We start from the raw sequence: 25,840 nt of genomic DNA, 5'->3' as shown, positions 1-25,840 counted from the left end.
TCTGCTCGGTTCTCAGCCCCGGTGGATCGTGATCGTCGTCCAGGCACCGACATGCACTCGATCCCCGTCCTGCAACGGCACGGGCACGAACGGCTGAATCGGCTCCTCGGACCCGTTCACCGTCGTCCCGTTCGTCGAGTTCTGGTCGACGACCGCCCAGGTACCGTCGGGCTGCTGCACCAGCACCGCGTGCTGATGCGAGACGCCCGGGTCCTCCGGCGGCACCGAGAGGTCGATGTCCGGGGTGTCACCGGTGGAGTGGCGGCGACGGCCGATGGTGATCTGGTTGCCGGAGAGCGTGCGCTGCTGCTCGGGCGAGTAGGCCGGCAGGTTCAGACCCGCGGCCTCGGGCCCCGAGCGCTGCATCATCGCCATGAAGTACTCGCGGTCCGGGCCGATGGTCGCCGTCCAGGTCGCCGGACCGGCGGGCGGGGGGCGGAAGCCCTGGCCGGGCGGCGGGGGCGGGGCCTGGGTGGAGCCGGGCTGCGGGTAGCCGTAGCCGCCGGGGGCTCCGGGGCCACCGGGCGCGCCGGGACCGGACGACGGCGGGGAGATCACCCAGTCGTCGTCACCGCCGCCGAAGGACGGGCCGCCCTGCGGGGGACGCTGGGTCTCCTGCGGGAAGGCGGGCGGGGCGGGCGGCCCGGACGGGCCGGGCTGCTGGAAGGCCTGCGGGATACCGGGACCGCCGGGGCCACCCGGGCCTCCGGGTCCGCCGGTGGTGGGCGTCGGGCCGGGCGGGGGCGGGACCGGGCGGGACGGGTCCGCGCCGAAGCCGGGCGGGCCGCCGGGGCGCTGGTCGTTGCCGTAGCCGCCGGGGCGGGGGTCGTTCCCGAAGGCGGGGGGACCGCCCGCACGCTGGTCGTTGCCGAAGTTGGGCGGACCACCGGGGCGGGACTCGTTGCCGAAGTTGGGCGGACCGCCGGCACGGGAGTCGTTGCCGAACTCGGGCGGACCGCCGGCACGCTGGTCGTTGCCGTATCCGGGCGGGCCCCCGGCGCGGGAGTCGTTGCCGAAGTTGGGCGGGCCGCCCGCGCGCTGGTCGTTGCCGTAGCCGCCGGGGCGCGGGTCGTTGCCGAACGGAGTGGGGCCCGAGGGCTCGCTGCCGAAGGGCGGGATCGGCTCGGCGGGGCGGTTCACCTGGGACGGGCGGGAGCCCTGGTACTCGTACGAGTCACCGCCGCCGTACGACGGGCCGGGCGGCTGCTGCTGGTAGCGCACGTTCGGGCCGGGGGCCGGCTGGCGCGGGGCGGCCGGGGTGTACGAGGTCGCCGTGTTGGTGAGGAAGTTCCACCGGCACTCCTCGCAGAACGGCGCGCCGCCCTCGCGGGGCGTGCGGCACTGCGGGCAGAGCTCCGGCTCGTGGTCCGGCACCGCGGACAGGTGCGGCGGACGACCGCCGGGCTGGGTGCCCTGCGGGGGCGGGAAGCCGTAGCCACCACCCGGCGGGGGCGGCGGGGGCGGAGGCACGGCACCGGCCATGCGGTGACCGCAGACCTCGCACCAGTCGTCGGAACCCGACTGGTGTCCGTTCGGGCAGGTCGGCATGTCGGCGCTTCCCCCTCTCCTTCAGGGTCCTACGTGGTCGTAGGTGGTCGTACACGGTCGCTTTGAGCGGCTACTACGTCACTTCTTTACACGAACAGTCTTTGTCGACCGTGTCTCGAGAGTCATCTCGTCGGCCTCCGCGACCTTCGCCTTCAGTCGCACAGTACCTGTCGCGGCGTCGACCACGTCCACCACCTTCGCAAGCAGTTTCGCAGTATCCGCGTTTCCGGAGGCGCTGGCGAGCTGAACGGCCCGGCCCAGTTTGGCGGTTGCCCCGTCCATATCGCCCGCTTTACGAAGATCGAGCCCTTGTTGGATTGCTTGTGCCAGTTCGGCCTGCCCGGTGTAGTGGGCGACCTGGGGGTTGATGGACGTCGAGGCGACCATGTCGTCGGTCCACACGGCCTTCACCAGGCCCTGGGCGCCGAGGTTCTCGGCCGTGCCGTCCGGCCGGGGGACCACCAGGGAGACCCGGGCCGCGAGCATCTCCTGGCCGATTCCGGCGATCGGGACCTCGACGCACACGTGGTAGTCACGGGACTCGTCTCCCCAGGAGCCGGTGGGGTAGTCCCCGGCGCGGGGTCCCGCCTCGGTGCGGCGGTCGGTCAACTCCTCGACGGTGGGCGCGACTTGCTTGACGAACTTGATGGTCGTGCCCACCGGGGTCCACACCCGCAGGGCCACGTCGGCGACCTCCTTGCCCATCGCCGTCTCCATCATCCGCGTGAAGTCGGCGGCGAGGCCGGCCGGGTCGGCGACGATGTCGGCGGTGCCGAGCAGGGCGGAGGCGATCCCTGTGACTTCTTTCACTTCCCAGTCGGTGCCCACGCCCCGTGCGTCACAGGTGAAACGTCCGGCGCAGGAGTCCAGGGCCGCCCTGAGGTCCTCGGGCGACTCGTGCTCGTTGCGGCCGTCGGTGAGCAGGATGCCGTGGCGGATGGCGACGTCCTCGGAGGAGAGCAGCCGGTCGGCCAGGCGCAGCCAGGTGCCGATGGCCGTACCGCCGCCCGCGCTCAGCTTGCGCAGGGCCTGCTTGGCCTGGTCGCGGGTGGTGGCGTCGGCGACCGCGAGACGCCCGCCCCCGGGGTAGACCTCCTTGGCCACGTGCGTGCCGCCGATCACCGCGAAGTGCACCCCGTCGCGCAGGGTGTCGATCGCGGCGGCCGTGGCGTCGCGGGCGTTGCGCATCTTGGTCGGCGGGTAGTCCATCGAGCCGGAACAGTCGACCATGACCGCCACCGCCGCGGACGGGCCCTGCCCCCGGGAGTAGAGGTTGGGTGCCGTGACGGCGCTGCCGATGGTGCCGCCGCCGGTGGCCGTCACCGTGACGATCGCGTTGACCTCACGGCCGCCCTCCGGGAGGTACTCGTTCTGGTACACGTCCATCGAGAACTGCGGCACGTTGGACTTCGAGAAATTGGCCATGCCTGATCGAATCCCCCTCGCGGACCCCACACCCGTGGGGTGATGACTGAAGTGGACCGGTCCCCTCCGGTCCTTCGAGGCCTCCCCGTTGTGCGGCCTCAGGCCGATCCTGCCCCCTGAGCGACGGCCGGGAACGGCACGACGGCCACTGTTACGTTGTCGTGGCCCCCGCCGTCCAGGGCGTGACCGACCAGTACCTGGGCGCTGTGCAGCGGTCGTACGGCGGCGTCCGCGGGGACGATCTCGGCCATGTCTTCGGCCGCCTCCGCGTAGTTCCACAGCCCGTCCGTGCACACCACCACTACACCTGGCCGGTCCGGCTTGAAGGAAGCGGTGTGCGGCTCCAGTTCGTAGGCGTCAGCGCCGAGCCAGCCGGTGATCGCGTGGGCGCGCTCGTCGGCGTAGGCCTCGGCCTCGTTCATCAGGCCCGCGGCGACCATCTGCGCGGCCCAGGAGTCGTCCTCGGTGAGCCGGGCCGGGGGTGAGGTGCGGTCCACCGGGACCCAGTAGGCGCGGCTGTCGCCGACCCAGCCGATGACCAGCAGTCCCGGGGTGACGACCGCGCCGACGATCGTGCAGGCGGGCGCGTTCTGGTGCGGGGAGTGCTCGCGGGCCGTGGCGGGCTCGGCGGCAAGGGAGTTGACGGCGTGCGAGGCGGCGACGATCGCGTCGTGCATCGCCTGCTGCGGGTGGGTGCCGCGCGGCAGGGCGGCCAGCAGTGACTCGTTGGCGGCGCGGGCGGCGGCCAGCGAGGCGTCGTCGGGGCGGGTCGCCGAGGAGACGCCGTCGCAGACGACCGCCACCGAGACGGGGGAGCCGTCGGGCAGCGTGGCGGTGCCGATACCGAAGGCGTCCTCGTTGCGGTGGTGCCGCAGGCCGCGGTCGCTGACCGCGGCGAGCGGGCCGCACTCCTGCTCCATGTGGTCGCGCTCCCTGGGCTGGGCGTGCCCGCAGTTCTCGCAGTAGCCGTCGTTGTCCACCCGGCCCGAGCGGCAGGCCACGCACAGCTTGGCCTCCTCGGCGGGGGCCGCGAGGTCGGCGACACGGGGGTCGGGGGCCTGCAGTGGGTATTCGTCGGGCTCCGGCGGCCGGTCGAAGCGCACGCCGGAGGCCGGGGAGACCGGCGATCCGGTGGGCGGCTGCTCCGGGGGCAGTGGGATGCCGCCCGCGTCCGTGCCGCGCAGATCGGTGGGCAGATGGGGGGCGGGCGGGGCGCCGGGCACGGCCGCGACGGGCCAGCCCGCGCCGCCGTCGGCCGCCGAGCCGTTCAGCTCGACGGTCGGATGGTCGTCCGGCCGTGGCGGCACCGCGGACAGGTCGTATCCGCACGCACCGCAGAAACGGTCACCCGACTCGAGCGGCCATTCGCAGCTCGGGCAGGCGGACAACTGGGGCATCTGCGACATCAACTACACCCACGTCCGGGGGCGGTAACGATTGGCACGTTCCACCAGGTCGATCCTCTCCTCGCCGCCGCGCGCCAGCCGGGCCAGCGTGCGGTACGAACGCTCCAGGCCGAAGCGGAGTCCCCGCTCGTCCAGGTCGCTGCCGAGCAGCGTCCGCCGGCCCGTGGGCGCGGCACCCTGGCCCCCGGAGAGTATCCAGTCCAGGGCGCGGCCGAGGACCTCGGCCGACAACTGCTCCCTGCGCGCAGGATCCAGACCGTAGGCGTCGAGCGCCTCGACCTGCCCGGCGGCGGCGGTCAGGTCGTCCAGGAACGGCGCGTCCGAGGCGGCGGCCGTCCGCTCACGCAGTCGCGCCCGTACGGCGGCCACACGGGCCGCCGTGTAGTGGATCGACGACTCCGGCACGGACTCCAGCGTGTCCACGGCGCTACGGCGGTCCCCGGCCGCGAGCTGGACGCGGGCGAGCCCGAAGGCGGCGCTCACATAGCTCGGGTCGGTCGACCAGACCAGGCGGTAGTACTCGGCGGCGTTGTCCAGCTGGCCCAGCACCTCCGCGCACAGGCCGAGGGCCAGCTTGGGTGCGGGCTCGCCGGGGAAGGCGTCGTAGATCGCGTCGAAGGCGAGCGCCGCGCCCTCGTGGTCGCCGGTGACGAGGGCGGCCACGCCCCGGTACCAGACGACCCGCCAGTCGTCGGGCCGCACCTGTACATCGGGGAGCCTCTGGGGCGCCTCGGCCTCCGGCTCTTGCTCAAGGTTGAGCAGGGCCTCCAGCGCCGTGTACGAGTCGCCGTTCTCCAGCCAGGCCCGGATCTGCCTGAGCCGTGTCTCGGTCGACGTCGAGGGCGCCGCCGCGAGCGCCCCGAGCACCTCGGCCGGAGCGGTGGTCATCAGACCCGCGAGGAAGCCGGCGTTCGGGTCCGAGGGGTCGACGAGGGGGACGGGAAGGGCCAGGGCGGCGGCGGGGGAGGTGATGGGCTTGACGATGGTGGCGGTCCCGTTGGCGGAAGCCGCCGGCTGGGGCTGCTGTGCCTTCGGTGGTACCGACCTCGCTCCCAGCAACGACACGTCCCCTTGCAGCTTCGGGAACAACTCCGTGTCCGTGACCTTCAGTTCGGGGCCGAACAGGGTCGACAGAGCGGGACGGGCGCGGCCCGACTGGAGGGAGACGACCTCGCGCAGGACGCCGGTGAGCTGCTCGCCCATCTCCTGGGCGGAGGCGAAGCGGCGGGCCGGGTCGGGGTCGGTGGCGCGGACCAGGAGCCGGTAGAAGGACTCGTACTGGCGGAAGACCTCGATGTTGTCGGGGTCCGGCAGGGAGTCCACGAAGACGTTCGTGTAGCCCTGGAAGTCGAAGGACAGGACGGCGAGCGTGCGGGCGACCGTGTAGAGGTCCGAGGCGATGGACGGGCCGACCTCCGCGACCTCAGGCGCCTGGTAGCCGACCGTGCCGTAGATGGCCGACTCCTCGTCGTCCATCCTGCGCACCGCGCCCATGTCGATGAGCTTGAGCTGGTCCTCGGTCTGGATGGCGTTGTCGACCTTGAAGTCGCAGTACAGCAGGTTGCGGCTGTGCAGATGGCCGAGCGCCTCCAGCGCCTCGATGCCGTACGCGCACGCCTGCTCCACCGGCAGCGGGTCCCGCTTGCCGTCGGGCGTGCGGCGGCCGTTGGCGATCTCCTTCAGCGACTTGCCGCCGACGTACTCCATGACGATGTAGCCGTCGAGCGAGCCGGTGCGCTGGTCGAGGTGCTCCACGAAGTTGTAGATCCGCACGATGTTGGAGTGCTCGATCTCCGCGAGGAAGCGCCGCTCGGAGATCGCCGCGGCCATCGCGTCCTGATCGCCGGTGTCGAGGAGGCCCTTGAGGACCACCCACCGGTCGGAGACCGCCTTGTCCACCGCGAGGTAGACCCAGCCCAGCCCGCCGTGCGCCAGACAGCCCGCGACCTCGTACTGGCCGTGCACCACGTCCCCGGCCTTCAGCTTGGGCACGAAGGAGTACGGGTGCCCGCACTTGGTGCAGAAGCCCTCCGTGCGGCCCGTCCGCTCACCGCGTGAACGCCCCACCGGCGCCCCGCAGTCGGAGCGCGAGCAGAACCGCTTGCGCTCGGGCACCTCCGGGTTCTCCAGCACCATCGCGCGCGGGTCTGGCCTCGGCACGTCCGGCACCTGCACCAGACCCACCCCGAGCCGGCCGCGGCTACTGGTGCCGCTGCTGGAGCCGGAGCTGCGCACCGACACCGAGCGTCCCGTGGACTTGCCCGACAGCGAGCGCGAGAGCCGTCCCGACACCGAGCGCCGGGACTTCGACGAGTGCGAGGTCGTACGAGAGCTGCCACGGCTGCCGGGCGAACTGCCGCTGCCCGCCGAGCCCTTGCCGCCCGCGCTGATCCCGGTCGGCGAGGAGCCGACCGACCCTGTTGCCGAGACGACCGGCGCGAGACCGCAGGTGTCGCAGTACAGTTCGCCGCCACCGACGTCCTCGTAGGTCCCCTCGCAGTCCGGCCGCTGGCAGGGCTGCTGTGCCTGGCTCATGACTCCCCCCTACGGTCTTGCGGCCCGCCCTGTCCCGGCACGCGCGGGGTGCCGAGCACCTCGGCGGCCGCGTGCTGGTAGCGCAGCACGGCCTGTTCGGCGACGCGCAGATCGCAGGGCGCGCTCCACAGCATGCGGCGCGCCGCGTCGTAGCGTTCGATCAGGAACGGGTCCTCGGCGTATCCGAGCCGGGCGACCTTCGCCCGGTACGCGTCCAGGCGGCCGCGCAGCTCCGCGCGGACCGCCAGCGGCGCGGTGACCGCGGTCAACGACTCGCGGGCGCGCAGCAGTTCGTCCTCCGCCTTCTGCTCCAGGGACTCCAGGAGCGGGGACAGGCGGTGCCACTGGGCGTGTCTGCGGTACTCGGCGGCCGTCGCCAGCTGCTCCTGCAGCGCGGTCGGCGGGCCGCTGACGACGGGCACCTCCGTAGCGGCGATCTTCGCGAGGACCTCGCCGCGCGCGGTGCGTGCCTCGGCGAGTGTGCGGTCGGCGCGGCTGAGTACGTCCCGCAGCCGGACGAGCCGCTGCTCGGCGTCCTGCCGGACGGTGAGCACGGCGTCGATCTCCCGGCGCACGTCCTCCAGTGCGCGTGCCTCCCGGTCGTACACCGTGAGGTCCGGACGGCCGCCGCCCGGCGCCGAACTCCCCTGCGTGGGAACCCAGTGGGCGAGCGGATCGGACACCACCTGCTCGCGCAGCGAGGTGAGCGTGTGCGTGATGCGTTCCAGGTCGTCCCCGGCCGGGTGCTCGCCGGGGCGTACGCCGACCGAGTGGGCGAGCTTGCGGGTGCGCTGGAGCTCCGCGGCCAGTAAATCGATCCGGGCGGGCAGCGCCGACCAGACGGCGTCGGCGGCGACGACCATGTCGAGTGACGTGGCGTACAGGTCGTTCATCCGGTCCACCAGCGCGGCGAGCGAGAACTGCTCGCTGAGCTTGCCGGAACTGCCGTGCAGCGTCGGCATGTTGGCCGTGGCGGTGGTCGAGCCGGCGACCGTGACGGAGGCGCCGCGCAGCAGTTCCGTCAGCTCCACCAGGTCCTCGCGGCTGGACCAGCGGCGGCGGGAGCGGATGTCCCGGGCGGTGCGCAACGCGTCCGTGTACGCGTCGAAGTACGCCCACAGCAGCGTGATCGACGCCTCCGCGGACGCCCAGCGCTCCTTGGTGACACCGGTCAGCTCGGCACCCTCGAGGAGTCTGCGGCCCGCGTGGTCCTGCAGGGCGAGGAGCGAGGTCTCGATCGCCTCGTGCTCCGCGCCGAGCCGCGCCAGCGCACGGTCCACCTCGTCCCGGTCCATCACCGGCCCGGCGGGGTCCGTGACGCCCATCGATCACCTCTCGCTGCTGTCGTAGTCCGTCAGTTGTCCGTGTCCGTCGGTTGTCCGTCGGTTGTCCGTCAGACGTCCGTGAGTCGATGGTCGGTCACTGGTAGTGCGCTTCGGGAGGGGTCGCCGACGTCGACTTCTTGCCGTCCAGGTCCATGGTGGGGTGCAGCCATGTCCGGTACGAGTCGGCCCAGCCGCCGTCCTTGATGTAGTTCTCCAGGGTCCGGTTGACCTGGCGTACCAGATCCTGGGAGGTCTTCTTCATCGCCACGCCGTAGTACTCGTCCGTGAACAGGCCCCCCTTGAGCTCCACCGTCGGGTCCTGCGCGGCCTGGCTCGCGGCGAGCGCGCCGTCCGTCACGATCGCGTCGACCTCGCCGAGCTGCAACTTCACCAGACAGTCGAGCTGGTTGGGGACGACGGTGCCGATGTCGGTGGAGGCGGGGATCTTGTGACCCCTGTCGGCCTTCAGGTTGTCGAGGGCCGTGGAGGTCAGCGCCGAGCAGACCCGCTTTCCGGCAAGGGTGCTGTTGTAGCCGGTGATCGTCGAGTTCTTGGGGGCGAGGACCTGCTGGCCGGTCTTGAAGTAGGGCGCGGAGAACGCGACGTCGTCGAGGCGCTGGCAGGTGATGGTCATGGTGCGGACCACCATGTCGACCTCGCCGTCCTTGATGGCGTCGATACGCCGGCTGGTGGGGATGGCCTTGAACGTGACCTTGCCGGGGTCGCCGAGGAGGTCGCCGGCGATCCGGTGGGCGAGGTCGATGTCAAAGCCCTCCAGCTCACCCTTGGCGTTGTTGGGGTTGAGGTAGCCCCAGCGGTAGCTGTTGGTGTCCACGCCGACGACCAGTCGCCCCCGGGTCTTGATGGCGTCGACGTTCGTCGTGCTTCCGTCGCCGCCCGACGGCGACAGGCTCTGGTCCTGCGGGTACTTGCCGTTCGTGCACTTCTTCTCCACGGCGGCCTGGAGGCCGTGGGCGAGCCGTCCGCCGCTGTCCGCGGCGCCCCCCGCACCGCTCGCCCCGGCCCGGGGCAGCAGCAGGACGAAGGCCAGCGCGAGGGCGCAGACGACCGCCATCGCGCCCACGCCGCCCCAGCCCCGCAGGCCGGCCCGCAGACGCTGTGTCAGACGCTGTGCATTCATCGTCACGCCCCCTCTCACCGGTACTCCGACAGCCTGCGCCCGATGCCCAGCACCGCGCCCGCCGCGGCCAGCACCGCCAGCACCGCGGCCCCGTACGGCAGTCCGGTCAGCGCGTCCCGGCCGCCGCTCGCGGCCTGCTGGAACTCGTCCTGCTCATGGACCAGCGCCTTCCTGAGCGCGCTGTCGACGTTGTCGAAGCACACGCTCGTCGGCTCCGGGCCGGCGCCGATGACCTTGTCACGGGCCTTCCGGTAGTCGCCCTTGTCGTTCCAGTTCTGGGCGACGCCGTGCCGGTCCTTCCACGCCTGCATGAAGCCGTTCGCGTCCTTCACCGGCTTCTTGCCCGCGGTGTCGTCGGCGAGGGAGCCGGCCCTGGTGAGTTTCGCGGCCAGCTTCGCGATCTGGGTCTCGTAGCCGACGGCGTACGCGTCCGTGGGGTTCTTGCCGACCAGCACGGTGTCGGCGCCGCGGCGGATCAGGCTGAGGTTCTCGTCGCTGCGGGCGGTCAGGGACGCGATACGGGCGTCGTGCAGGACGTTCAGCGAGCGGACGCCGTGGTCGTAGGAGTCGTTCAGGCCGGCGCGGGCGACGGTGTGGCCGACGACCAGCCAGAGCAGGACCACCACCGAGGCGGCCGAGGCGGTGACCAGGCCGTGGTTCAACACCCGGTTGGTGCGCAGGAAGTTGCGCCGCTGGGCCCAGGCCAGCGCCGCCAGGGCGGCGACGCCGAGACCGACCGCCGCCCACGGGAACGCCTTGGCGTCCGCGTAGTCCGCGTCCAGCCGCTGGTTCTCGCGTTGGTACAGGGCCTCGGCCTTCGGCAGCATCTGCTGCTGCATCGTCTCGTTGGCCGCCCGCAGATAGGCGCCGCCCACCGGGAAGCCCTGCCGGTTGTTGGCGCGGGCCGTCTCGACCAGGCCCTTGTACGTCGGCAGCAGCTTGTTGAGCTCGGCGATGGTCTTCGCGGATTCCGAGCCCGCCTTGGAGTTGGCGGCGGCCGTGACCAGCTTGGTCGCGGCGGTGTTTATGTCGTCCTGGTACCGCTTGCGCATCGCGGGCTTCTCCTGCGGGCCCGCGAGATAGCCGCTGGCGGCGGCCGTGTTGGCGTCGGCGAGGGAGGCGTAGATGTCGGCCGCGTCGGAGCTGAGCGGCTGGCTGCTGGTGAGGACGTCGTCGGCGGCCGACGCCCGGTCGGTCATCTGCCAGGCGGCGACCGCGCCGAAGCCGACGACGAGCAGGGCGAGCAGCGCGCCGATGATGCGCAGCCGCCCCGGCTCGGTGGTGGCGGCCGCGCGCAGCCGGTCGACGCCCTCGGCGAAGGCGGTACGGCGTGGGGGAACGGCCTCGGGAACGGCGTCGGGGCCCGCGGGCGTGGGGGGCGCGGGCTTTCCCGGCTGTGGCGGCACGGCCGGGATCGTGGGCACGCCGGAATCCGGTGGTGCCGTGCTGCTCTTCGGCGGTGTTGTCACTGTTGACCTCCCCCATGGTCATCCCGTCGCCGCCAGTATTGCGGCCGCGACTGACATCCGCACCGGCCTTCACTGGATCTTGATCGGATCGCAGTGGAGTTGCGCGGGGGCCCGGGGGTCGCCCCCCGGAATAACGCAGCACCGGCGCGCGACGCAGGGTCCCGCACCACCCCCTGCCCATGAATACGCCCCCGGAATCAGTTCGGTTCCCAAAGGTCAGCCCTCGAAGTACGCCCGTGCCCGCTCGTGCACCTCCGGCTCCGCTCCCATCCGGTCCAGCCCCAGCAGCGCCGCCCCGAGCACCGGACTCGCCGTCACCACCCGTGCCACCGCTTTCGGCGCGCGCACGGCAAGCAAGTCCCTGATTCCATCGCTGAGTTGAGGGTGCTGGGCGGCAAGCACCCCGCCGCCCAGCAGCACCGGCGTCTCCTCCGCCAGCAGGTCGAGGCGGGTCAGCGCGACCGTGGCCATGGTGACCACCTCGTCCGCCAGCCGGTCCACGACCGCGCGGGCGACCGGGTCGCCGTCCGCCGCCGTGGCGAAGAGCACCGGCGTCAGCTCGTGGCGGCGCAGATGCTCCACCTTCTCCAGGTGCAGCGCCTCGATCAGCTCGAGCATGGTGGCGTAGCCGAAGTGGGCCGGGAGCGTGCGCGCCAGAGCCGTGGGCTCGCCCCGCCCGTCCTCCGCCCGTGCCGCGTGCCACAGCGCCTCTTCCGCCAGCCCCCAACCGCCGCCCCAGTCACCGGAGATACGGCCAAGGGCGGGGAAGCGGGCGGTACGGCCGTCGGGGCGCATGCCGACACAGTTGATGCCGGCGCCGCAGACGACGGCGACCCCGCGCGGCTCGGTCACACCGGCCCGCAGAATCGCGAAGGTGTCGTTGCGGACCTCCGTCGACGCGCCCCACGCGCGCGCCTGCAGCGCGGCCGCCAACTGCTCCTCCTCGACGGGGAAGTCGGCGTTGGCGAGACAGGCGGAGACATGGTCGACCGAGGCCACCCCGGCGGCGGCGAAGGCCTCGCCCACCGCCTCGGCGACGACGTCCACCGCCGTCTCCACGCCCACCACGGGCGGCCGGAAGCCTCCCCCGCGGGCGGTGGCGAGGACGGTTCCGTCGGCTGCCACGACCGCGACGTCGGTCTTGCTGTTGCCGGCGTCGACGGCGAGGACACGTGCGGTCAGGCCCACGCGAGATGCTCCTGGTTGTGCGCGATCAGCTGGTCGGTGAGGGTCTCGGCGTACTCGTACTGGCCGATGAGCGGGTGGGCCAGCAGCGCCCGGAACACCCGGTCCCGGCCGCCCCGCAGGGCCGCCTCCAGGGCCAGGTCCTCGTAGGCCGTCACATGCGCCATCAGGCCCGCGTAGAGCGGGTCCACGGCGGTCACGGGCAGCGGCGTCGGCCCCTTCGGGCCCACCGCGGCCTGCACCTCGATCACGGCGTCGTCGGGCAGGAAGGGCAGCGTGCCGCGGTTGTACGCGTTCACCACCTGGTACGGCGACCCGCCCGCCCGTCGCCCACCACCACCCTCAAACGAGTGCCCTGCGGGCCCGCTGCCATGATTGCCCAGCAGCGAGGCCGCGAGGTCCACGGCCGCCTCCGAGTAGTAGGCACCGCCCCGCTTGGCGAGCAGCGCCGGCTTCTCGTCCAGCGCCGGGTCGCCGTACATCTTCAGCAGCTGCCGTTCCATCTCGGCGACTTCGGCGGCCCGGGAGGGCTTGGTGCGCAACTCTCGTACGACCTCGTCGTGCGCGTAGTAGTAGCGCAGGTAGTACGACGGCACGACACCGAGCCGGTCCAGGATCTCGCGGGGCAGGTGCAGGTCGGCGGCGATGGGGTCGCCGTGCTCGGCCAGCAGCTTGGGCAGCATGTTCTCGCCCTCGGGGCCGCCGAGGCGGACGCCGGTCTCCCAGGTGAGGTGGTTGAGGCCGACGTGGTCGAGGTGGATGTCGGTGGGCGAGACGCCCAGCAGGCCCGCGAACTTCCGCTGGAAGCCGATCGCCACGTTGCACAGACCGACCGCCTTGTGGCCGGCCTGCAGCAACGCGCGCGTGACGATGCCGACGGGGTTGGTGAAGTCGATGATCCAGGCGTCCGGGTTGGTACGGCGCACCCGTTCCGCGATGTCGAGGACGACGGGCACGGTGCGCAGCGCCTTGGCCAGCCCGCCCGCACCGGTCGTCTCCTGCCCCACACAGCCGCACTCCAGCGGCCATGTCTCGTCCTGCTCCCGCGCCGCCTGCCCGCCGACCCTGAGCTGCAGCAGCACCGCGTCGGCGCCCTCGACGCCGGCGTCCAGGTCGGAGGTGGTGACGATACGGCCGCTGTGGCCCTGCTTGGCGAAGATGCGCCGGGCGAGCCCGCCGACCAGCTCCAGCCGCTCGGCGGCCGGGTCGACCAGTACGAGCTCCTCGATGGGCAGGGTGTCGCGCAGGCGGGCGAAGCCGTCGATGAGTTCCGGGGTGTAGGTGGAGCCTCCGCCGACCACGGTGAGTTTCACTGGGGGTTACCTCGCTTCTTGAGTGGGGGGACGTGGGTCGTCAGCCGGGGGACCGGGGGGTGTCCCCCGGGAAGGCACGGCATACGGGGTCAACCCTTCACTCCGGTGAGCGTCACGCCCTCGACGAACGCCTTCTGGGCGAAGAAGAACACGAGGATCACGGGGGCCATGACCAGCACGGTCGCCGCCATGGTGAGGTTCCAGTCGGTGTGGTGCGCGCCCTTGAAGGACTCCAGGCCGTAACTCAGCGTCCAGGCGCCCGGGTTCTCCGAAGCGTAGATCTGGGGGCCGAAGTAGTCGTTCCAGGCGTAGAAGAACTGGAAGAGGCCGACGGCCGCGATGCCCGGCTTGGCCATGGGGATGACGACCTTCAGGAGCGTGCGCAGATCACCGCAGCCGTCCACCTTCGCCGCGTCGATGTACTCGTTCGGGATGGTCAGCAGGAACTGGCGCAGCAGGAAGATGGAGAACGCGTCCCCGAACGCCATCGGGATGATCAGCGGCCACAGCGTCCCCGACAGGTCCAGCTGCTTCGCCCAGAACAGGTACATCGGGATGATGATCACCTGCGGCGGCAGCATCATCATCGAGATGACCAGCATGAGGGAGAGATTGCGGCCCCGGAAGCGGAACTTGGCGAGCGCGTACGCCACCGGGATCGACGACACGACCGTGAGGACCGTTCCCAGTCCCGCGTAGATCAACGTGTTCTTCCACCAGGTCAGGAAGCCCGGGGTGTCGAAGACCTTCTTGTAGTTGCCCCACTCCCAGGTGTGCGGGATCAGGTCCCGGCTGAGGGCCTGGGTGTCGCTCATCAGGGAGGTCAGGAAGACGAACACGAAGGGGAGGGTGAAGAAGAGCGCGGCCGCGACCCCGAGGGAGTGGATGGCGATCCACTCCAGGAGCGTCTTCCGGCGGGCCGTGCGCTCGGCGGGGGTGACGGGTGCCTTCACCTGCACGGGCTTGTCCAGCACTTGGGCCATGGTCAGTCACCTGCCAGGTTGAGACCGCCCCGGCGCCGCATCAGGAACGCGGTGAACACCATGGACAGCACGAACAGGACCAGGGCGACGACACACGCGGAGCCGTAGTCGAAGCGCTGGAAGCCGAGGTTGTAGACGAGCTGGGGGAGGGTCAGGGTCGACTTCTCCGGATAGCCGGGCTCGAACTGGGTGCCGGCGCCCTGGATCACGCCCGAGGCGACCTTCCCCGCGATGAGGGGCTGTGTGTAGTACTGCATCGTCTGGATCACGCCGGTGACGACGGCGAACATGACGATCGGCGAAATGTTGGGAAGGGTGACGAACCGGAACCGCTGCCAGGCCGACGCCCCGTCCAACTCCGCCGCCTCGTACTGCTCCTGGGGCACGTCGAGCAGCGCGGCCATGAAGATGACCATCAGGTCGCCGATGCCCCACAGGGCGAGCAGGGTGAGGGCCGGCTTGGACCAGGCGGGGTCGTTGAACCAGCCGGGAGCCGGGACGCCGATCTTCTCCAGGATCGAGTTCACCGGGCCCGTACCGGGGTTGAGCAGGAAGGCGAAGGCCATCGTGGCGGCCACCGGCGGAGCGAGGTAGGGCAGGTAGAACAGGGTGCGGAAGACACCCGTGCCCGTCTTGATCTTGGTGATCAGGAGGCCGACGCCGAGACCGAAGACGACTCGGAGGGTCACCATGACCAGGACCAGCCACAGGGTGTTGCGCAGGGCCGGCCAGAAGAAGGGGTAGTGCTCGAAGACATAGGTCCAGTTCTTCGTCCCGCTCCACGTGGGCGGCTTGAAGCCGTCGTAGTGCATGAACGAGAAATAGACCGTCGAGATCAGCGGGTACGCGAAGAACACCGCGAAGCCGATCAACCAGGGCGACATGAAGGCGAAGGTTCGAAGCGCCGACTTGCGGCGCTTCGACGCCAGGGTGATGGTGCTCATCGCTCGACTACTTCGCCTGCGCGATGTCCGTGTCGATCTGCGCGGCCGTCTTCTTCAGGCCGGCCTTCAGGTCGGTGACCTTTCCGCTCTCGTAGTCGTAGCCGAAGTTCTGGACCGTCGCGAGGTACACACCGCCGTTGATGGAGGCGGGGGACGTCGTCGAGTTCGGATTCGCCGCGATGTCCAGGAACGTCTTGAAGCGCGGGTCGTACTTCAGCTTCGGCGACTTGAGGGCCGCCAGCGTGGAGGGCACGTTGTGGATGGCGTTGGAGAAGTTCACCACCGCGTCCGTGTTCGTGGTGATGTACTTGACGAACTCCCAGGCCGCGTTCTGCTTGTGGCTGGTGGCGGCGATGCCGGTGATGGTGCCGGTGATGTAGCCCTTGCCGTACTGGCTCGCCTGGTCGTCCGGGACGGGCAGCGGGGCCACCCCGATGTCGAACTTCGGCTTGGCGGCCAGCGCCATGCCCAGCCGCCACTCGCCGTCCAGCTGCATGGCGACCTGACCGGTGTGGAAGGGGTGCTTGGCGCCCCATTCGTCGCCGAGCGTGGCCCGGTAGGTCTCCAGCTTCTTGTAGCCGCCGAGTTCGTCGACGAGCTTCTTCTGGAGCGTGAAACCGGCCTGGAAAGCGGGGTCGGTGGCGAGGTTGGACTTGCCGGCCTTGTTGAAGTACGTCGGCGAGAACTGCCCGAAGTAGTGCTCGGTCGTCGTCTCCCAGCCGTGGTAGTCCGGCATGAAGCCGAGCTGGGAATAGGAGTCGCCCTTGGCGATCGTGAGCTTCTTGGCGTCGGTCTCGAATTCGGACCAGGTCTTCGGCGGAGTCTTGATGCCGGCCTTCGCGAACGCCGTCTTGTTGTAGTAGAGCCCGTACGCGTCACCCAGCAGCGGCGCCGTGCAGCGGTTGCCGTCGAACTGGGTGTACTCGTTCATCGCCTTCGGGAACGTCGTCTCCGGGTCGATGCCGTCCTTCTTGAAGAAGGGGTTGAGGTCGACCAGCGCGCCCGACGAGCAGAACTTGCCGACGTTGTTCGTGGTGAAGGAGGAGATGACGTCCGGTGCCTTGTCGCCGCCCGTGCGCAGAGCCTGGTTGATCTTGTCGTCGGTCATGTTGGCGACGACGTTCACATGGATGTTGGGGTGCGCCTTCTCGAAGCCGGCGACCAGGGCGTTCACGGCCTTTGTCTCGGAGGCCGCGCTCCAGGCGTGCCAGAAGTTGATGGTCGTGTCCTTCGAGGCGTCGTCGGAGGCGCTGGAGGAGGACTGGCCGGTACAGGCGGTGGCGAGGAGGGCTATCGAGGCGGACGCGGCGAGTGCGATGGCCGCTTTCCGGGACATTCCGGGCATGGCGAGGTCTCCCAGGGACAGGGCAGGGGATGGCGAGGGAAGGGAGGTGGAGCGAGGGGGGTGGAGCTGTGAGAGGTGCGGGTGCGGGCCTACGGGGATGTCAGCGCGAGGTGTCGAAGACCTCGTCGCGGGTGGCCGCTAGGGCGCTCTCCAACGCGCCCCGCAGCACGGGGTGTTCATGGACGTCGCCGACCACGAGCCGGGGCCGGGCGGCGGCCAGTTCCTCCAGCTCGGCCTGGACGAGGGCGCGCAGCACCTCGCCGCCGGCCGTCAGGGCGGCGCCGCTGAGGACGACGAGTTCGGGGTCGAGGACGGAGACGAGCGAGGCGAGACCGGTGGCCAGCCGGGTCGCGTACGTCTCCAGGAGCAGTCGGTTCAGCACGGTGTCCTCGGTGGCGGCGCGTGCGACGAGCCGGGCCGCGACCTCGGCGTACGGGCCCGAGGGGATCTCCCCGATGCCGAGTTCACGGGCGAGGTGGGGGATGGCCTGGGAGCCGGCCAGCTCCTGGTAGCCACCACTGTTGGCTTTGGTCACCTGCCGGACGAGCGGCGCACCCGGGACAGGCAGGAAACCCACCTCTCCCGCGCCCCCCGTCCACCCGCGGTGCAGTCGCCCGCCGAGGATCAGGGCGGCACCGAGACCGCCCTCGCTCCACAGCAGCACGAAGTCCTCGTGTCCGCGGGCCGCGCCGAGCCGTTGTTCGGCCACGGCGGCGAGGTTGACGTCGTTCTCGTACTCCACCGGCATCGGCAGCGCGGCGGCGACCTCGTCGAGCAGGCTCGGGGTGTGCCAGCCCGGGAGGTGGGAGGCGTAGCGCAGTCGGCCGGTGTTGGGGTCGAAGGCGCCGGGGGTGCCGATGACGAGCCGGTGGACGTCGTCCCGGGCGAGGCCCGCCGCCTTCACGGCGCCGTCGAGGGCGTCGGTGACCTGCCGGACGACGGGCTGGGTGGGCCGCCTGCCGGGGGTCTGGAGCTCGAACGACCCGACCGTGCGCCCGGTGACGTCGGCGACGGCGGCGAGGATGCGTTCCGGGGTGACGTCGAGGCCCGCGGCGTACGCGGCGGCCGGATTGACCTCGTACAGCTGGGCGTTGGGGCCGGGTCGTCCCTCGGTGGTACCGGTGGCGAGCACGAGCCCGGCCGCTTCCAGGCGGGCCAGGAGCTGGGAGGCGGTCGGCTTGGAGAGGCCGGTGAGCTTGCCGATCCGCGTGCGGGACAGCGGCCCGTGCTCCAGGAGGAGGTCCAGGGCGGCGCGGTCGTTCATGGCGCGCAGGACGCGCGGGGTGCCCGGCGTGCCGGCGGTTCCTGCCATGTGGGTCGACACCTGCCTTTCGACTGCCCAGCTTCTCAGTGACGAGGTGGCCAAGTCCATCGGCCGATCACCGAGGGGGTGACCGCCGATCACCGAGGGGGTGACCGCCGATCACTGTTAGGAAAGTTTCCTATTGGCTGGAAAGGAACGTAAGCCCGAGGCGAAGAGGGCGTCAATAGGAACCGCCCCCTAGGCAACAGACTCGTTACCTCGGGGGCGGTGGGGCCGGTCGTGCGGCCTTCCGGAAGCGGCGGCTACCTCGGCGCGGTCCGCTGCTGGGCTATCGGTGAGGCTGCTGCCGACTGGGCGGAGTCCGGGTTGGAGTGGGCCGAGGGGGCCGCGATCGCGGTTGTCGCGTCGTTGGGTTCGTCCTCGTCGAGGGGGGCCGTGGCGCCGCCGACGATGCGGATGTTCGCCGCGTCGAAGGCGCGCTTGATGCGCCAGCGGAGTTCGCGTTCGACCGTCATCGCCTTGCCGGGCATGGTCTTGGCCGAGACGCGGACGACCATCGAGTCGAGGAGGACGCTGTCCAGGCCGAGGACCTCGATCGGGCTCCACAGGAGCTCGTTCCAGGGCTCCTCCGCGCTCATCTTCTCGGCGACCTCGTCCAGGGTGGCCTTCAGCCGGTCCAGGTCCTCGTTCGCCTTGACGGTGACGTCGACGCCGGCCGTGGCCCAGCCCTGGGAGAGGTTGCCGATGCGCTTGACCTCGCCGTTGCGGACGTACCAGATCTCGCCGTTGTCGCCGCGCAGCTTCGTGACGCGCAGGCCGACCTCGATGACCTCGCCGGAGGCGACGCCCGCGTCGATCGTGTCGCCGACGCCGTACTGGTCCTCCAGGATCATGAAGACGCCGGAGAGGAAGTCGGTGACGAGATTGCGCGCGCCGAAACCGATCGCCACGCCCGCGACACCGGCGGAGGCCAGCAGCGGGGCCAGGTTGATCTGGAACGCGCCCAGGATCATCAGGGCCGCGGTGCCGAGGATCACGAAGGACGCCACCGAGCGGAGGACGGAGCCGATCGCCTGCGAGCGCTGGCGACGCCGCTCGTTGTTGACCAGCAGCCCGCCCAGCGATGTGCCGTCGACCGCCTCGGCGGTGCGGGTCATCCGGTCGATCAGCTTGGTGATCGCCCGCTGTACCACCGCTCTGAGCACACCCGCGATCACCAGGATCAGCACGACCCGCAGGCTGATCGCGAGCCAGGTCGACCAGTTCTGCTCGACCCAGCTGGCCGCGTTCGTCGCGCTCTCCTGGGCGTCCTGGAGAGAGGGGACCGTCGGCGTCGACTCCGAGGGGGACGGAGCGGGTGACGGCGACGAACCGGCGGCCAACAGGACGGCGGGCAAGGACACGGCAGGTACCTCCAGGTGCAGCGGTCCGCCGTCCGGTTCCGGGTCGGTCAAGGTCACGGAAAGGCCACCGGACGGGCAGGTCCACCACACTATCGGTGGACGGTGTGCGAATCCTTGCCGTCTTCTGAGGAGAGACAGTGGACACCCCGGGATGAGCAGGTGGGATAAACCGATCCCGGTCCGGGGGATGAATGAGATGTGGTCGAAAACACTCCCAGCCCGTTACCGGGACATGGTGGCGCTTCCACCAGGCAAGAGGGGAGACTGGCCACAGATCGTCCCGGCGCGAGCCACGCGCCGCCGACGCCCAAGGAGGCATCCGTGCCGCATGTCCTGGTCCTCAACGCGTCGTACGAGCCACTCGGCGTCGTACCGCTTCGCCGCGCGCTCATCCTCGTCCTGGAGAACAAGGCTGTCTCCCTGGAGGAATCGGGCGCCTTCATGCACAGCGCAACCGTCACAGTCCCCGCACCAAGCGTGGTCCGGCTCAAGCGATTCGTCCGGGTTCCCTATCGGGGGCCCGTTCCTCTTACCCGCCGTGCGCTCTTCGCGCGTGACGGGGGCCGGTGCATGTACTGCGGTGGCGTCGCAACCAGCGTCGACCACGTCATCCCGCGCAGCCGCGGGGGCAAGCACGTCTGGGACAACGTGGTGGCCTCGTGCCGCCGCTGCAACCACGTGAAGGCCGACCGACATCTCTTCGAAATCGGCTGGCGGCTGCGCCATAAACCGGCCCCGCCATCCGGTCTGGCCTGGCGCATCATCGGGACCGGACATAGGGACCCGCGCTGGCTGCCGTACTTGCAGCCGTACGGCGCGGAAGACGCCATGGCCCGGATCGACGGCATCTCCGCCTGACGATCCGGGCCTTCGCATACCCCTGGTCACGCAGGGCTTGCGGCCACAGTGTCCGGCCCGGGAGTCCCCCGTGCTCCCGGGCCGGGCCGTCATGCGGTCATGCGTAGCGCAGCTCCGCCGGGCGGACCGAGCGGCGCAGCAGGGGCAGTGCGGTGGCCGCGGCGAGCAGACAGCAGGCGTACACCGCGAGCGGCACCAGCAGCGCCACGTACGGCACCCCGGGGACGACGTAGTTCGTGGTGACCGAGGCGTACCAGACGCCGATCGCCATTCCGCCGACACCTGCCATCGCCACCGCAGGGATCAGCGGCAGCGCGGTCTCCAGGAGCATTGCCCGGCCCAGCACCGTCCGCGGCACCCCGGCGGCGGTCTGCGCGGCCAGGCCCCGGCGCCGGGTGGCGAGGGACTCGGCGGTGCCGACGGCCAGGGCGGACAGGACGATCACCAGGGCGACCAGGATCGCCGCGGCCGTCAGATTGATCCCGCCGGTGTAGTAGGACAGGCTCATCGCGAGGTGCCCCTCGCGCAGCGAGGCGTGCAGATCCGCGAGCAGCACCTCCCGCACCCCGACGAAGCCGGTGCCGACGACCGTCACGAGCAGCACCGCGGCGTGCGTACGGGCCGCCGCCCACGGATCGTCGCGCAGTCGCTCCGCCGCGATCAGCACCGCCGGGCTCTGCGCGCGGGCCGTGAGCTCCCGGCCCAGCCGCCGGGACGACCAGCCGACCAGCCACACCGCGGTGGCGCCGACCAGCAGACACAGCGCGAAGACCGCGAGCGGGCCGACGGCGAGCCCGAACAGCGGCAGCGAGAAGGGGTCGCCCACGAACGCGGCCGCCGTCACGAACAGCGCGGACACCGCCAGCAGAACGGTCGCCGCCAGGAACAGCCGTCCCGGACCCGCCGGCCGTATCCGCCGTACGACACCCAGCGGCGACGCCACCACGCGGCGCAGCGACAGTGCGCTCACCGCCGCGCCGGCCGGCGGCACCAGCAGGGCCACCGCGGTGATGCCGGCCCAGGCCAGGGGAGTCGGGTGGTGCCACAGGTGGAGCAGGACCGGCACCGAGACCGCCGTGGCCACGGCGGAACCGGCCAGACAGGCCAGCCCCGACTCCAGCGCCGCGATCCGCCGCACCCGCGCGGGCGCGGCCCCCGCCAGGCGCAGCGCGGCCAGCCGCCGGTCCCGGTGCACGGCACCGATCCGCGCGCACTGCCCGAGGAACCCGAACACCGGAACGAGCAGCAGCGTCAGCGCGACGACCACGCCGTCCCGGGTCCCGTCCTCGTCCAGCAGCCCGCCGCCGAGGCCGATGTGATGGTGCCCGGTCATCGGCACGAGCACGGCGATCACCAGCCCGAGCCCGGTCGCGAGCACGGCCCCGACCGTCGTGAGCAGAGCCCGCCACCACTCCCTCCGGTCCGACCCGCGAGTGAGCAGCCAGGCCAGCCGCAGATCGACCTTCATACGGCCACCTCCTGGGAGAACTCCGCCATCGGACGGCCGGCGGCCCTCGCGGCGCCGGCTCCGGAGGCGGTGAGCCCGGTCGCCGTGCGCGAAGCGCCCCTCATGCCGTCACCCCCGCCGTCGCCATGACCCCGTCGTCCATCCGCACCTCGCGGTCCGCGTACGCCGCCACCTGGGCGTCGTGCGTGATCAGGAGGACGGAGGTGCCCGCGTCCCGGGCCGTGTGGACCAATGCCGTCATCACCTGCTCGGTCGCGAGGGAGTCCAGCGCGCCCGTCGGCTCGTCCGCGAAGACGACCTTCGGGGCGGTGACCAGGGCCCGGGCGAGGGCGGTGCGCTGGGCCTGGCCGCCGCTCATCTCGCCGGGGCGCAGGGTTTCCTGGCCGCGTACGCCGAAGCGTTCCAGCCACTCGCCGGCCCGCGCCTGGGCGTCCCGGCGCGAGGTGCCCGCCAGCATCAGCGGCAGCGCCACGTTGTCGAGGGCCGTCAGCTCGGGAATGAGCTGGCCGAACTGGAACACCACCCCGAAGTCGGTGCGCCGCAGCTCGCTCAGCCGGTTCTCCGACAGCTGGTCCAGGCGCTCGCCGGCATACGACACCGAGCCCCCGTCCGGCCGGACGATCCCGGCCAGGCAGTGCAGCAGCGTCGACTTCCCGCTGCCGCTGGCGCCGGTCACGGCGAGGATCTCGCCGGCGCCCAGCTCGACCGAGGCGCCGCGCAGGGCCTCGGTCCTGCCGTGCGCCTTGGTGAGGTCACGGGCCGCCAGAAGCGGCACCTTGCTGTCCCCGTGGTTCACTTCGCGTCGACCTCCGCGGTCAGAGTGGTGAGCCGGGCCGCCGTGGTGTTCATCCAACGGAGGTCGGCGTCGAGGTGGTTGAGGGCGTAGTCCGCCGAGAGCACGGTCGCGAGATCGGCGCCCTTCGCGGTCTTGACCGCCGTGAGCTCGCGCATCCGCTCCATGTGCGCGGCGCGCTGGGCCCGCAGATAGGCGTCCGCGTCGCCGCCGGACAGGATCGAGACGACGACCTTGGCGAAGATCTCGTTCGTCACGAACGGCGCCGGCGGGGCGATCTCCCCGGCCCAGCGCGCCAGTTCGAGGGAGCCGTCCTCGGTCGAGCGGTACCGCGTCCGCTCCGGGCCGCCGTCCGAGTCGGTGCCCTCGATCTCCGCGAGGCCGTCCCGGACCAGGCGCTGCAGGGTCGTGTAGACCTGCCCGTAGGCCAGTGGACGGGCCTCGGGGAAACGTTCGTCGTGCCGTCGCTTCAGGTCGTAGCCATGACTCGGCCCCGAGGCGAGCAGCCCCAGCAGGATGTGGCGGGTGCTCATGCCGATCATTATGCACTGGATACATGTACTGAGTGAATAGCGATCTCCCGATGCGGAAGGTGACTTGTTCCGGCGCCCGGTTCAGAATGTGAGGAGAGGCACGTAGTTGCGTCCCGTACGTCTGCCGCCGCGCCCACTGGGTAGGGCTGCGATAGCCCGCAAGCTCGCCGTACCCGAAAAGGAGGCCCCTCGTGGCCGCACCGGCATACCCCCTCTCCAAACCCGTGGCGCAGCTGCCGTCCCTCGAGCCCGAGCCGCACTTCTGCGTCTTCAGTGCCGAGGGCGCCTGCGCCGAGACCCCGCTCACCAGCGAGCCGCCGCTGCCCGACGCGGAACCCCTGACCAGCGAGCCGCCGCTCGCCGACGCGGCGCCCCTGACCAGCGAGTCGGCGGCCTTCGAGCCCCATGACTCGGCGGCCTTCGAGCCGGGCTCCACGAGGCCCTAGATGACGGCGCAGGGGCCGGCCGAACCGCCCTCAGAGGACCTGTCCCGGCTCGCCGGGCTGCACGGCGTCGCGACCTCCTACAGCCCCTCCCCGGACCGCACCGTCGCCGCCTCGGCCACCGCCGTCGCCCTGGCCCTCGCCGCCCTGGGCATCGACACGGCCACCGAGGAGGCGATCCGCACCGCCCTCGCCGCCCGCGAGCGGGAGCTGTCCGAACGGCTGCTGCCGCCGACCGTCGTGCAATGGGCGGACACCGCGTCCCCCGCACTGGCCGAGCTCCCGGCCGGCACCCGACTGCGCATCGAGACCGAGCAGGGCGAGACCCGCGCCGCCGCCGACCAACTCCCGCCCGGCATCCACCGGCTGACGGCCACCGCACCCGACGGCCGCACCGCCGACGTCCACCTGGTCGTCGCCCCGCCCCGGCTGCCGACGCCCACCGCACGCTCGTACGGCCTGCTCGTCCAGCTCTACTCCCTGCTCTCCCGGCACTCCTGGGGCATGGGCGACCTCGGCGACCTCGCCGAACTCACCGCCTGGGCCGGCCGCGCGCTCGGCGCCGGCTTCGTCCAGGTCAACCCCCTGCACGCGGCCGTCCCCGGCGCCCCCACCGACCCGTCCCCCTACCGCCCCTCCTCCCGCCGCTTCCCGGACCCCGTGCATCTGCGGGTCGAGGACGTGCCGGAGTACGCGTACGTCGAGGACCGCGAGCGGGTCCGTGTGCTGCTGGAGCGGGCCGACCGGCTGCGTGGATCCGTCCTGGAGAAGGGCGCGTTGATCGACCGGGACGCCGTGTGGGAGCTCAAGCGGGAGGCGCTGGAGCTGATCCGCGAGGTGCCGCTGGGGCCCGGGCGGCGGGCGGCCTACGTCGACTTCCTCGCGGAGCAGGGCGAGGCGCTGGAGGACCACGCGACCTGGTGCGCCCTCGCCGAGGTGCACGGCTCCGACTGGAGGCGGTGGCCGGCCGGGCTGCGCGACCCGCGCTCCGCCGAAACCGCGCGCGCCCGGACCGAGTTGATGGACCGGGTCGACTTCCACTGCCGTCTCGCCTGGCTCACCGACGCCCAGCTCACCGCCGCCCAGCGGGTGGCCCGCGAGGCCGGGATGCCGGTCGGGATCGTGCACGACCTGGCGGTGGGTGTGCACCCCGAGGGTGCCGACGCCTGGGCCCAGCAGGACCACTTCGCGGCCGGGATGTCGGTGGGTGCCCCACCGGACGCCTTCAACGCGCGCGGCCAGGACTGGGGCCTGCCGCCCTGGAGACCGGACCGCCTGGCCGAGTCGGGCTACGCGCCGTACCGGCGCCTCCTCCGGGCGCTGTTCCGGTACGCCGGCGCCCTGCGCATCGACCACGTCATGGGCCTGTTCCGGCTCTGGTGGGTGCCACAGGGGCATCCACCGACGGAGGGCACCTACGTCCGCTACGACGCCGAGGCCATGCTCGCCGTGCTGGTGCTGGAGGCCTCGCGCGCCGGGGCGATCGTCATCGGGGAGGACCTCGGGACGGTGGAGCCGGGGGTGCGGGAGCGGCTGCGTGAGCGGGGGGTGCTGGGCACCTCGGTGCTCTGGTTCGAACGGGACTGGGAGGGCGACGGCCGTCCGCTGCCGCCGGAGGCGTGGCGGGCGGACTGCCTGGCCACCGCCACCACCCACGACCTGCCGCCCACGGCCGCGCGCCTCAGCGGGGAGCATGTCGAACTCCGGGACCGGCTGGGGCTGTTGACCCGGCCGCTGGAGGAGGAGCGGGCGGAGGCCGCGGCGGACGCGGGGGAGTGGCTGGCGCTGCTCGCCCGGCTGGGGCTGCTGCGGGGCACGGGGGGTGGGCACGGCGTGTCCCAGGAGGAGGCCGAGATCCAGGCCGTCCACCGGTTCCTGCTGCGGACGCCGGCCCGGATGGTGGGCGTCTGGCTGCCGGACTGCGTCGGCGACCGGCGCCCGCAGAACCTGCCGGGCACCTGGGACCAGTACCCGAACTGGCGGCTGCCCATCGCGGACGCGGAGGGGAGACCGGTGACGCTGGAGGAGTTGGCGGGGTCGGGGAGACTGCATGCGCTGATCGAGGTGCTGCGGCAGCCGACGTAGCCGCGGCCGGTCGCCCGACGCGGGCGACCGTGGGCGGGACGCCGGGCGACCGCGGTGGGCCTCATACGGCACCCCCGGACGCGCGCCCCCGATCGGCGTTGGATACTTTTGGCCTCGTGGACAAGAAGAACGCCCTGCGCGCCGGCGCCCTGGCCGCCGGTACGACGCTGATGATGCTGCTCATGTCGTCCCCCGCGCTCGCGCTGACCCGCGACGACGGCGACGACCCCGGCAAGGGCCTGAGTGTCATCGACACGCTGGGCCTCTATGTCGCCGCCCCGATCGCCCTGTTCGCGATCATCGCCGGTCTGGTGATGGTCCTGGACGGATCCAAGGACCGCGAGCCGAAGACCAAGGCGAAGGCCTGACCGCAC

Annotated in this window: 21 protein-coding genes; 4 read left to right on the top strand and 17 right to left on the bottom strand. The window is 71.6% G+C overall.

The annotated features are described in order from the left end of the window. Positions 1-12: 12 nt before the first annotated feature. From ACWC09_RS20005 to ACWC09_RS19940, 14 genes are all read right to left on the bottom strand, one after another. A complete protein-coding gene (locus ACWC09_RS20005; protein ID WP_450851880.1) occupies positions 13-1,548 on the bottom strand; it encodes an FHA domain-containing protein in 1,536 nt (511 codons plus the stop codon). A gap of 78 nt (positions 1,549-1,626) precedes the next feature. Next, positions 1,627-2,973: a vWA domain-containing protein gene (locus tag ACWC09_RS20000; RefSeq protein ID WP_450851879.1), complete on the bottom strand. Its 1,347-nt coding sequence runs from the start codon at positions 2,971-2,973 to the stop codon at positions 1,627-1,629. Between the two features lie 98 nt (positions 2,974-3,071). Next, positions 3,072-4,382 (bottom strand): PP2C family serine/threonine-protein phosphatase, encoded by a 1,311-nt coding sequence (locus ACWC09_RS19995; protein ID WP_450851878.1) that lies wholly within the window; start codon positions 4,380-4,382, stop codon positions 3,072-3,074. Continuing rightward, a complete protein-coding gene (locus tag ACWC09_RS19990) occupies positions 4,383-6,914 on the bottom strand; it encodes a tetratricopeptide repeat protein (RefSeq protein WP_450851877.1) in 2,532 nt (843 codons plus the stop codon). Then, positions 6,911-8,239 (bottom strand): hypothetical protein, encoded by a 1,329-nt coding sequence (locus tag ACWC09_RS19985; protein WP_450851876.1) that lies wholly within the window; start codon positions 8,237-8,239, stop codon positions 6,911-6,913. Before ACWC09_RS19985 ends, ACWC09_RS19990 begins: the two co-directional genes overlap by 4 nt. 94 nt (positions 8,240-8,333) lie before the next feature. Next, on the bottom strand, positions 8,334-9,380 hold the full coding sequence (locus ACWC09_RS19980; protein WP_450851875.1) for a glutamate ABC transporter substrate-binding protein: 1,047 nt from the start codon (positions 9,378-9,380) through the stop codon (positions 8,334-8,336). Between the two features lie 14 nt (positions 9,381-9,394). Further along, a complete protein-coding gene (locus ACWC09_RS19975) occupies positions 9,395-10,849 on the bottom strand; it encodes a hypothetical protein (RefSeq protein ID WP_450851874.1) in 1,455 nt (484 codons plus the stop codon). A gap of 216 nt (positions 10,850-11,065) precedes the next feature. Next, entirely contained in the window at positions 11,066-12,037 is a 972-nt protein-coding gene (locus tag ACWC09_RS19970) for an N-acetylglucosamine kinase (protein ID WP_450851873.1), read from the bottom strand. Then, positions 12,028-13,347: a 6-phospho-beta-glucosidase gene (locus ACWC09_RS19965; RefSeq protein WP_450851872.1), complete on the bottom strand. Its 1,320-nt coding sequence runs from the start codon at positions 13,345-13,347 to the stop codon at positions 12,028-12,030. The genes ACWC09_RS19970 and ACWC09_RS19965 overlap by 10 nt, the downstream gene beginning before the upstream one ends. Positions 13,348-13,436: 89 nt before the next feature. Next, complete coding sequence (locus ACWC09_RS19960; RefSeq protein WP_450851871.1) at positions 13,437-14,330, bottom strand: carbohydrate ABC transporter permease; 894 nt, start codon at positions 14,328-14,330, stop codon at positions 13,437-13,439. Positions 14,331-14,332: 2 nt separating this feature from the next. After that, on the bottom strand, positions 14,333-15,274 hold the full coding sequence (locus ACWC09_RS19955; RefSeq protein WP_450851870.1) for a carbohydrate ABC transporter permease: 942 nt from the start codon (positions 15,272-15,274) through the stop codon (positions 14,333-14,335). 7 nt (positions 15,275-15,281) lie between these two features. Next, positions 15,282-16,619: an ABC transporter substrate-binding protein gene (locus tag ACWC09_RS19950; protein WP_450851869.1), complete on the bottom strand. Its 1,338-nt coding sequence runs from the start codon at positions 16,617-16,619 to the stop codon at positions 15,282-15,284. Between the two features lie 100 nt (positions 16,620-16,719). Further along, the gene (locus ACWC09_RS19945; protein ID WP_450851868.1) at positions 16,720-17,931 is read right to left on the bottom strand and encodes an ROK family transcriptional regulator; all 1,212 of its coding nucleotides are present in this window, start codon (positions 17,929-17,931) and stop codon (positions 16,720-16,722) included. 254 nt (positions 17,932-18,185) lie between these two features. Continuing rightward, entirely contained in the window at positions 18,186-19,286 is a 1,101-nt protein-coding gene (locus tag ACWC09_RS19940; protein WP_450851927.1) for a mechanosensitive ion channel family protein, read from the bottom strand. A gap of 321 nt (positions 19,287-19,607) precedes the next feature. On the opposite strand from ACWC09_RS19940, the gene ACWC09_RS19935 reads away from it, so the two are divergent. Continuing rightward, positions 19,608-20,144, top strand: coding sequence for an HNH endonuclease (locus ACWC09_RS19935; RefSeq protein WP_099928941.1), 537 nt, complete (start codon positions 19,608-19,610; stop codon positions 20,142-20,144). Positions 20,145-20,241: 97 nt separating this feature from the next. Here the strand turns inward: ACWC09_RS19935 and ACWC09_RS19930 are convergent, their stop codons facing one another. From ACWC09_RS19930 to ACWC09_RS19920, 3 genes are all read right to left on the bottom strand, one after another. Further along, positions 20,242-21,612, bottom strand: a complete 1,371-nt coding sequence (locus ACWC09_RS19930; RefSeq protein WP_450851867.1) for an ABC transporter permease — start codon at positions 21,610-21,612, stop codon at positions 20,242-20,244. Between the two features lie 100 nt (positions 21,613-21,712). Further along, positions 21,713-22,408: an ABC transporter ATP-binding protein gene (locus tag ACWC09_RS19925; protein WP_450851866.1), complete on the bottom strand. Its 696-nt coding sequence runs from the start codon at positions 22,406-22,408 to the stop codon at positions 21,713-21,715. Next, positions 22,405-22,938 (bottom strand): PadR family transcriptional regulator, encoded by a 534-nt coding sequence (locus tag ACWC09_RS19920; protein WP_450851865.1) that lies wholly within the window; start codon positions 22,936-22,938, stop codon positions 22,405-22,407. The genes ACWC09_RS19925 and ACWC09_RS19920 overlap by 4 nt, the downstream gene beginning before the upstream one ends. A 191-nt stretch (positions 22,939-23,129) precedes the next feature. Between ACWC09_RS19920 and ACWC09_RS19915 the strand changes: the two genes are divergently transcribed. The 3 genes from ACWC09_RS19915 to ACWC09_RS19905 all read left to right on the top strand — a co-directional run bounded on the left by ACWC09_RS19915 (position 23,130) and on the right by ACWC09_RS19905 (position 25,834). Then, positions 23,130-23,384: a hypothetical protein gene (locus ACWC09_RS19915; protein ID WP_450851864.1), complete on the top strand. Its 255-nt coding sequence runs from the start codon at positions 23,130-23,132 to the stop codon at positions 23,382-23,384. Then, positions 23,385-25,466, top strand: coding sequence for a 4-alpha-glucanotransferase (gene malQ, locus ACWC09_RS19910; RefSeq protein WP_450851863.1), 2,082 nt, complete (start codon positions 23,385-23,387; stop codon positions 25,464-25,466). It abuts the gene before it with no gap. A 116-nt stretch (positions 25,467-25,582) separates the two neighbouring features. Beyond that, the gene (locus ACWC09_RS19905) at positions 25,583-25,834 is read left to right on the top strand and encodes a hypothetical protein (RefSeq protein WP_450851862.1); all 252 of its coding nucleotides are present in this window, start codon (positions 25,583-25,585) and stop codon (positions 25,832-25,834) included. Positions 25,835-25,840 lie beyond the last annotated feature (6 nt).

The organism is Streptomyces sp. NPDC001617 (assembly GCF_053596855.1).
The sequence above is the reverse complement of the archived record's forward strand: the minus strand, read 5'-3'. Positions and strand labels throughout refer to the sequence as shown.

Coding starts and splice junctions, on each gene's coding strand:
- ACWC09_RS19980 (WP_450851875.1), bottom strand. CDS start 9,380: ATGAATGCACAGCGTCTGACACAGCGTCTGCGGGCCGGCCTGCGGGGC.
- ACWC09_RS19950 (WP_450851869.1), bottom strand. CDS start 16,619: ATGCCCGGAATGTCCCGGAAAGCGGCCATCGCACTCGCCGCGTCCGCC.
- ACWC09_RS20000 (WP_450851879.1), bottom strand. CDS start 2,973: ATGGCCAATTTCTCGAAGTCCAACGTGCCGCAGTTCTCGATGGACGTG.
- malQ (WP_450851863.1), top strand. CDS start 23,385: ATGACGGCGCAGGGGCCGGCCGAACCGCCCTCAGAGGACCTGTCCCGG.
- ACWC09_RS19945 (WP_450851868.1), bottom strand. CDS start 17,931: ATGGCAGGAACCGCCGGCACGCCGGGCACCCCGCGCGTCCTGCGCGCC.
- ACWC09_RS19985 (WP_450851876.1), bottom strand. CDS start 8,239: ATGGGCGTCACGGACCCCGCCGGGCCGGTGATGGACCGGGACGAGGTG.
- ACWC09_RS19990 (WP_450851877.1), bottom strand. CDS start 6,914: ATGAGCCAGGCACAGCAGCCCTGCCAGCGGCCGGACTGCGAGGGGACC.
- ACWC09_RS19960 (WP_450851871.1), bottom strand. CDS start 14,330: ATGGCCCAAGTGCTGGACAAGCCCGTGCAGGTGAAGGCACCCGTCACC.
- ACWC09_RS19930 (WP_450851867.1), bottom strand. CDS start 21,612: ATGAAGGTCGATCTGCGGCTGGCCTGGCTGCTCACTCGCGGGTCGGAC.
- ACWC09_RS19955 (WP_450851870.1), bottom strand. CDS start 15,274: ATGAGCACCATCACCCTGGCGTCGAAGCGCCGCAAGTCGGCGCTTCGA.
- ACWC09_RS19920 (WP_450851865.1), bottom strand. CDS start 22,938: ATGAGCACCCGCCACATCCTGCTGGGGCTGCTCGCCTCGGGGCCGAGT.
- ACWC09_RS20005 (WP_450851880.1), bottom strand. CDS start 1,548: ATGCCGACCTGCCCGAACGGACACCAGTCGGGTTCCGACGACTGGTGC.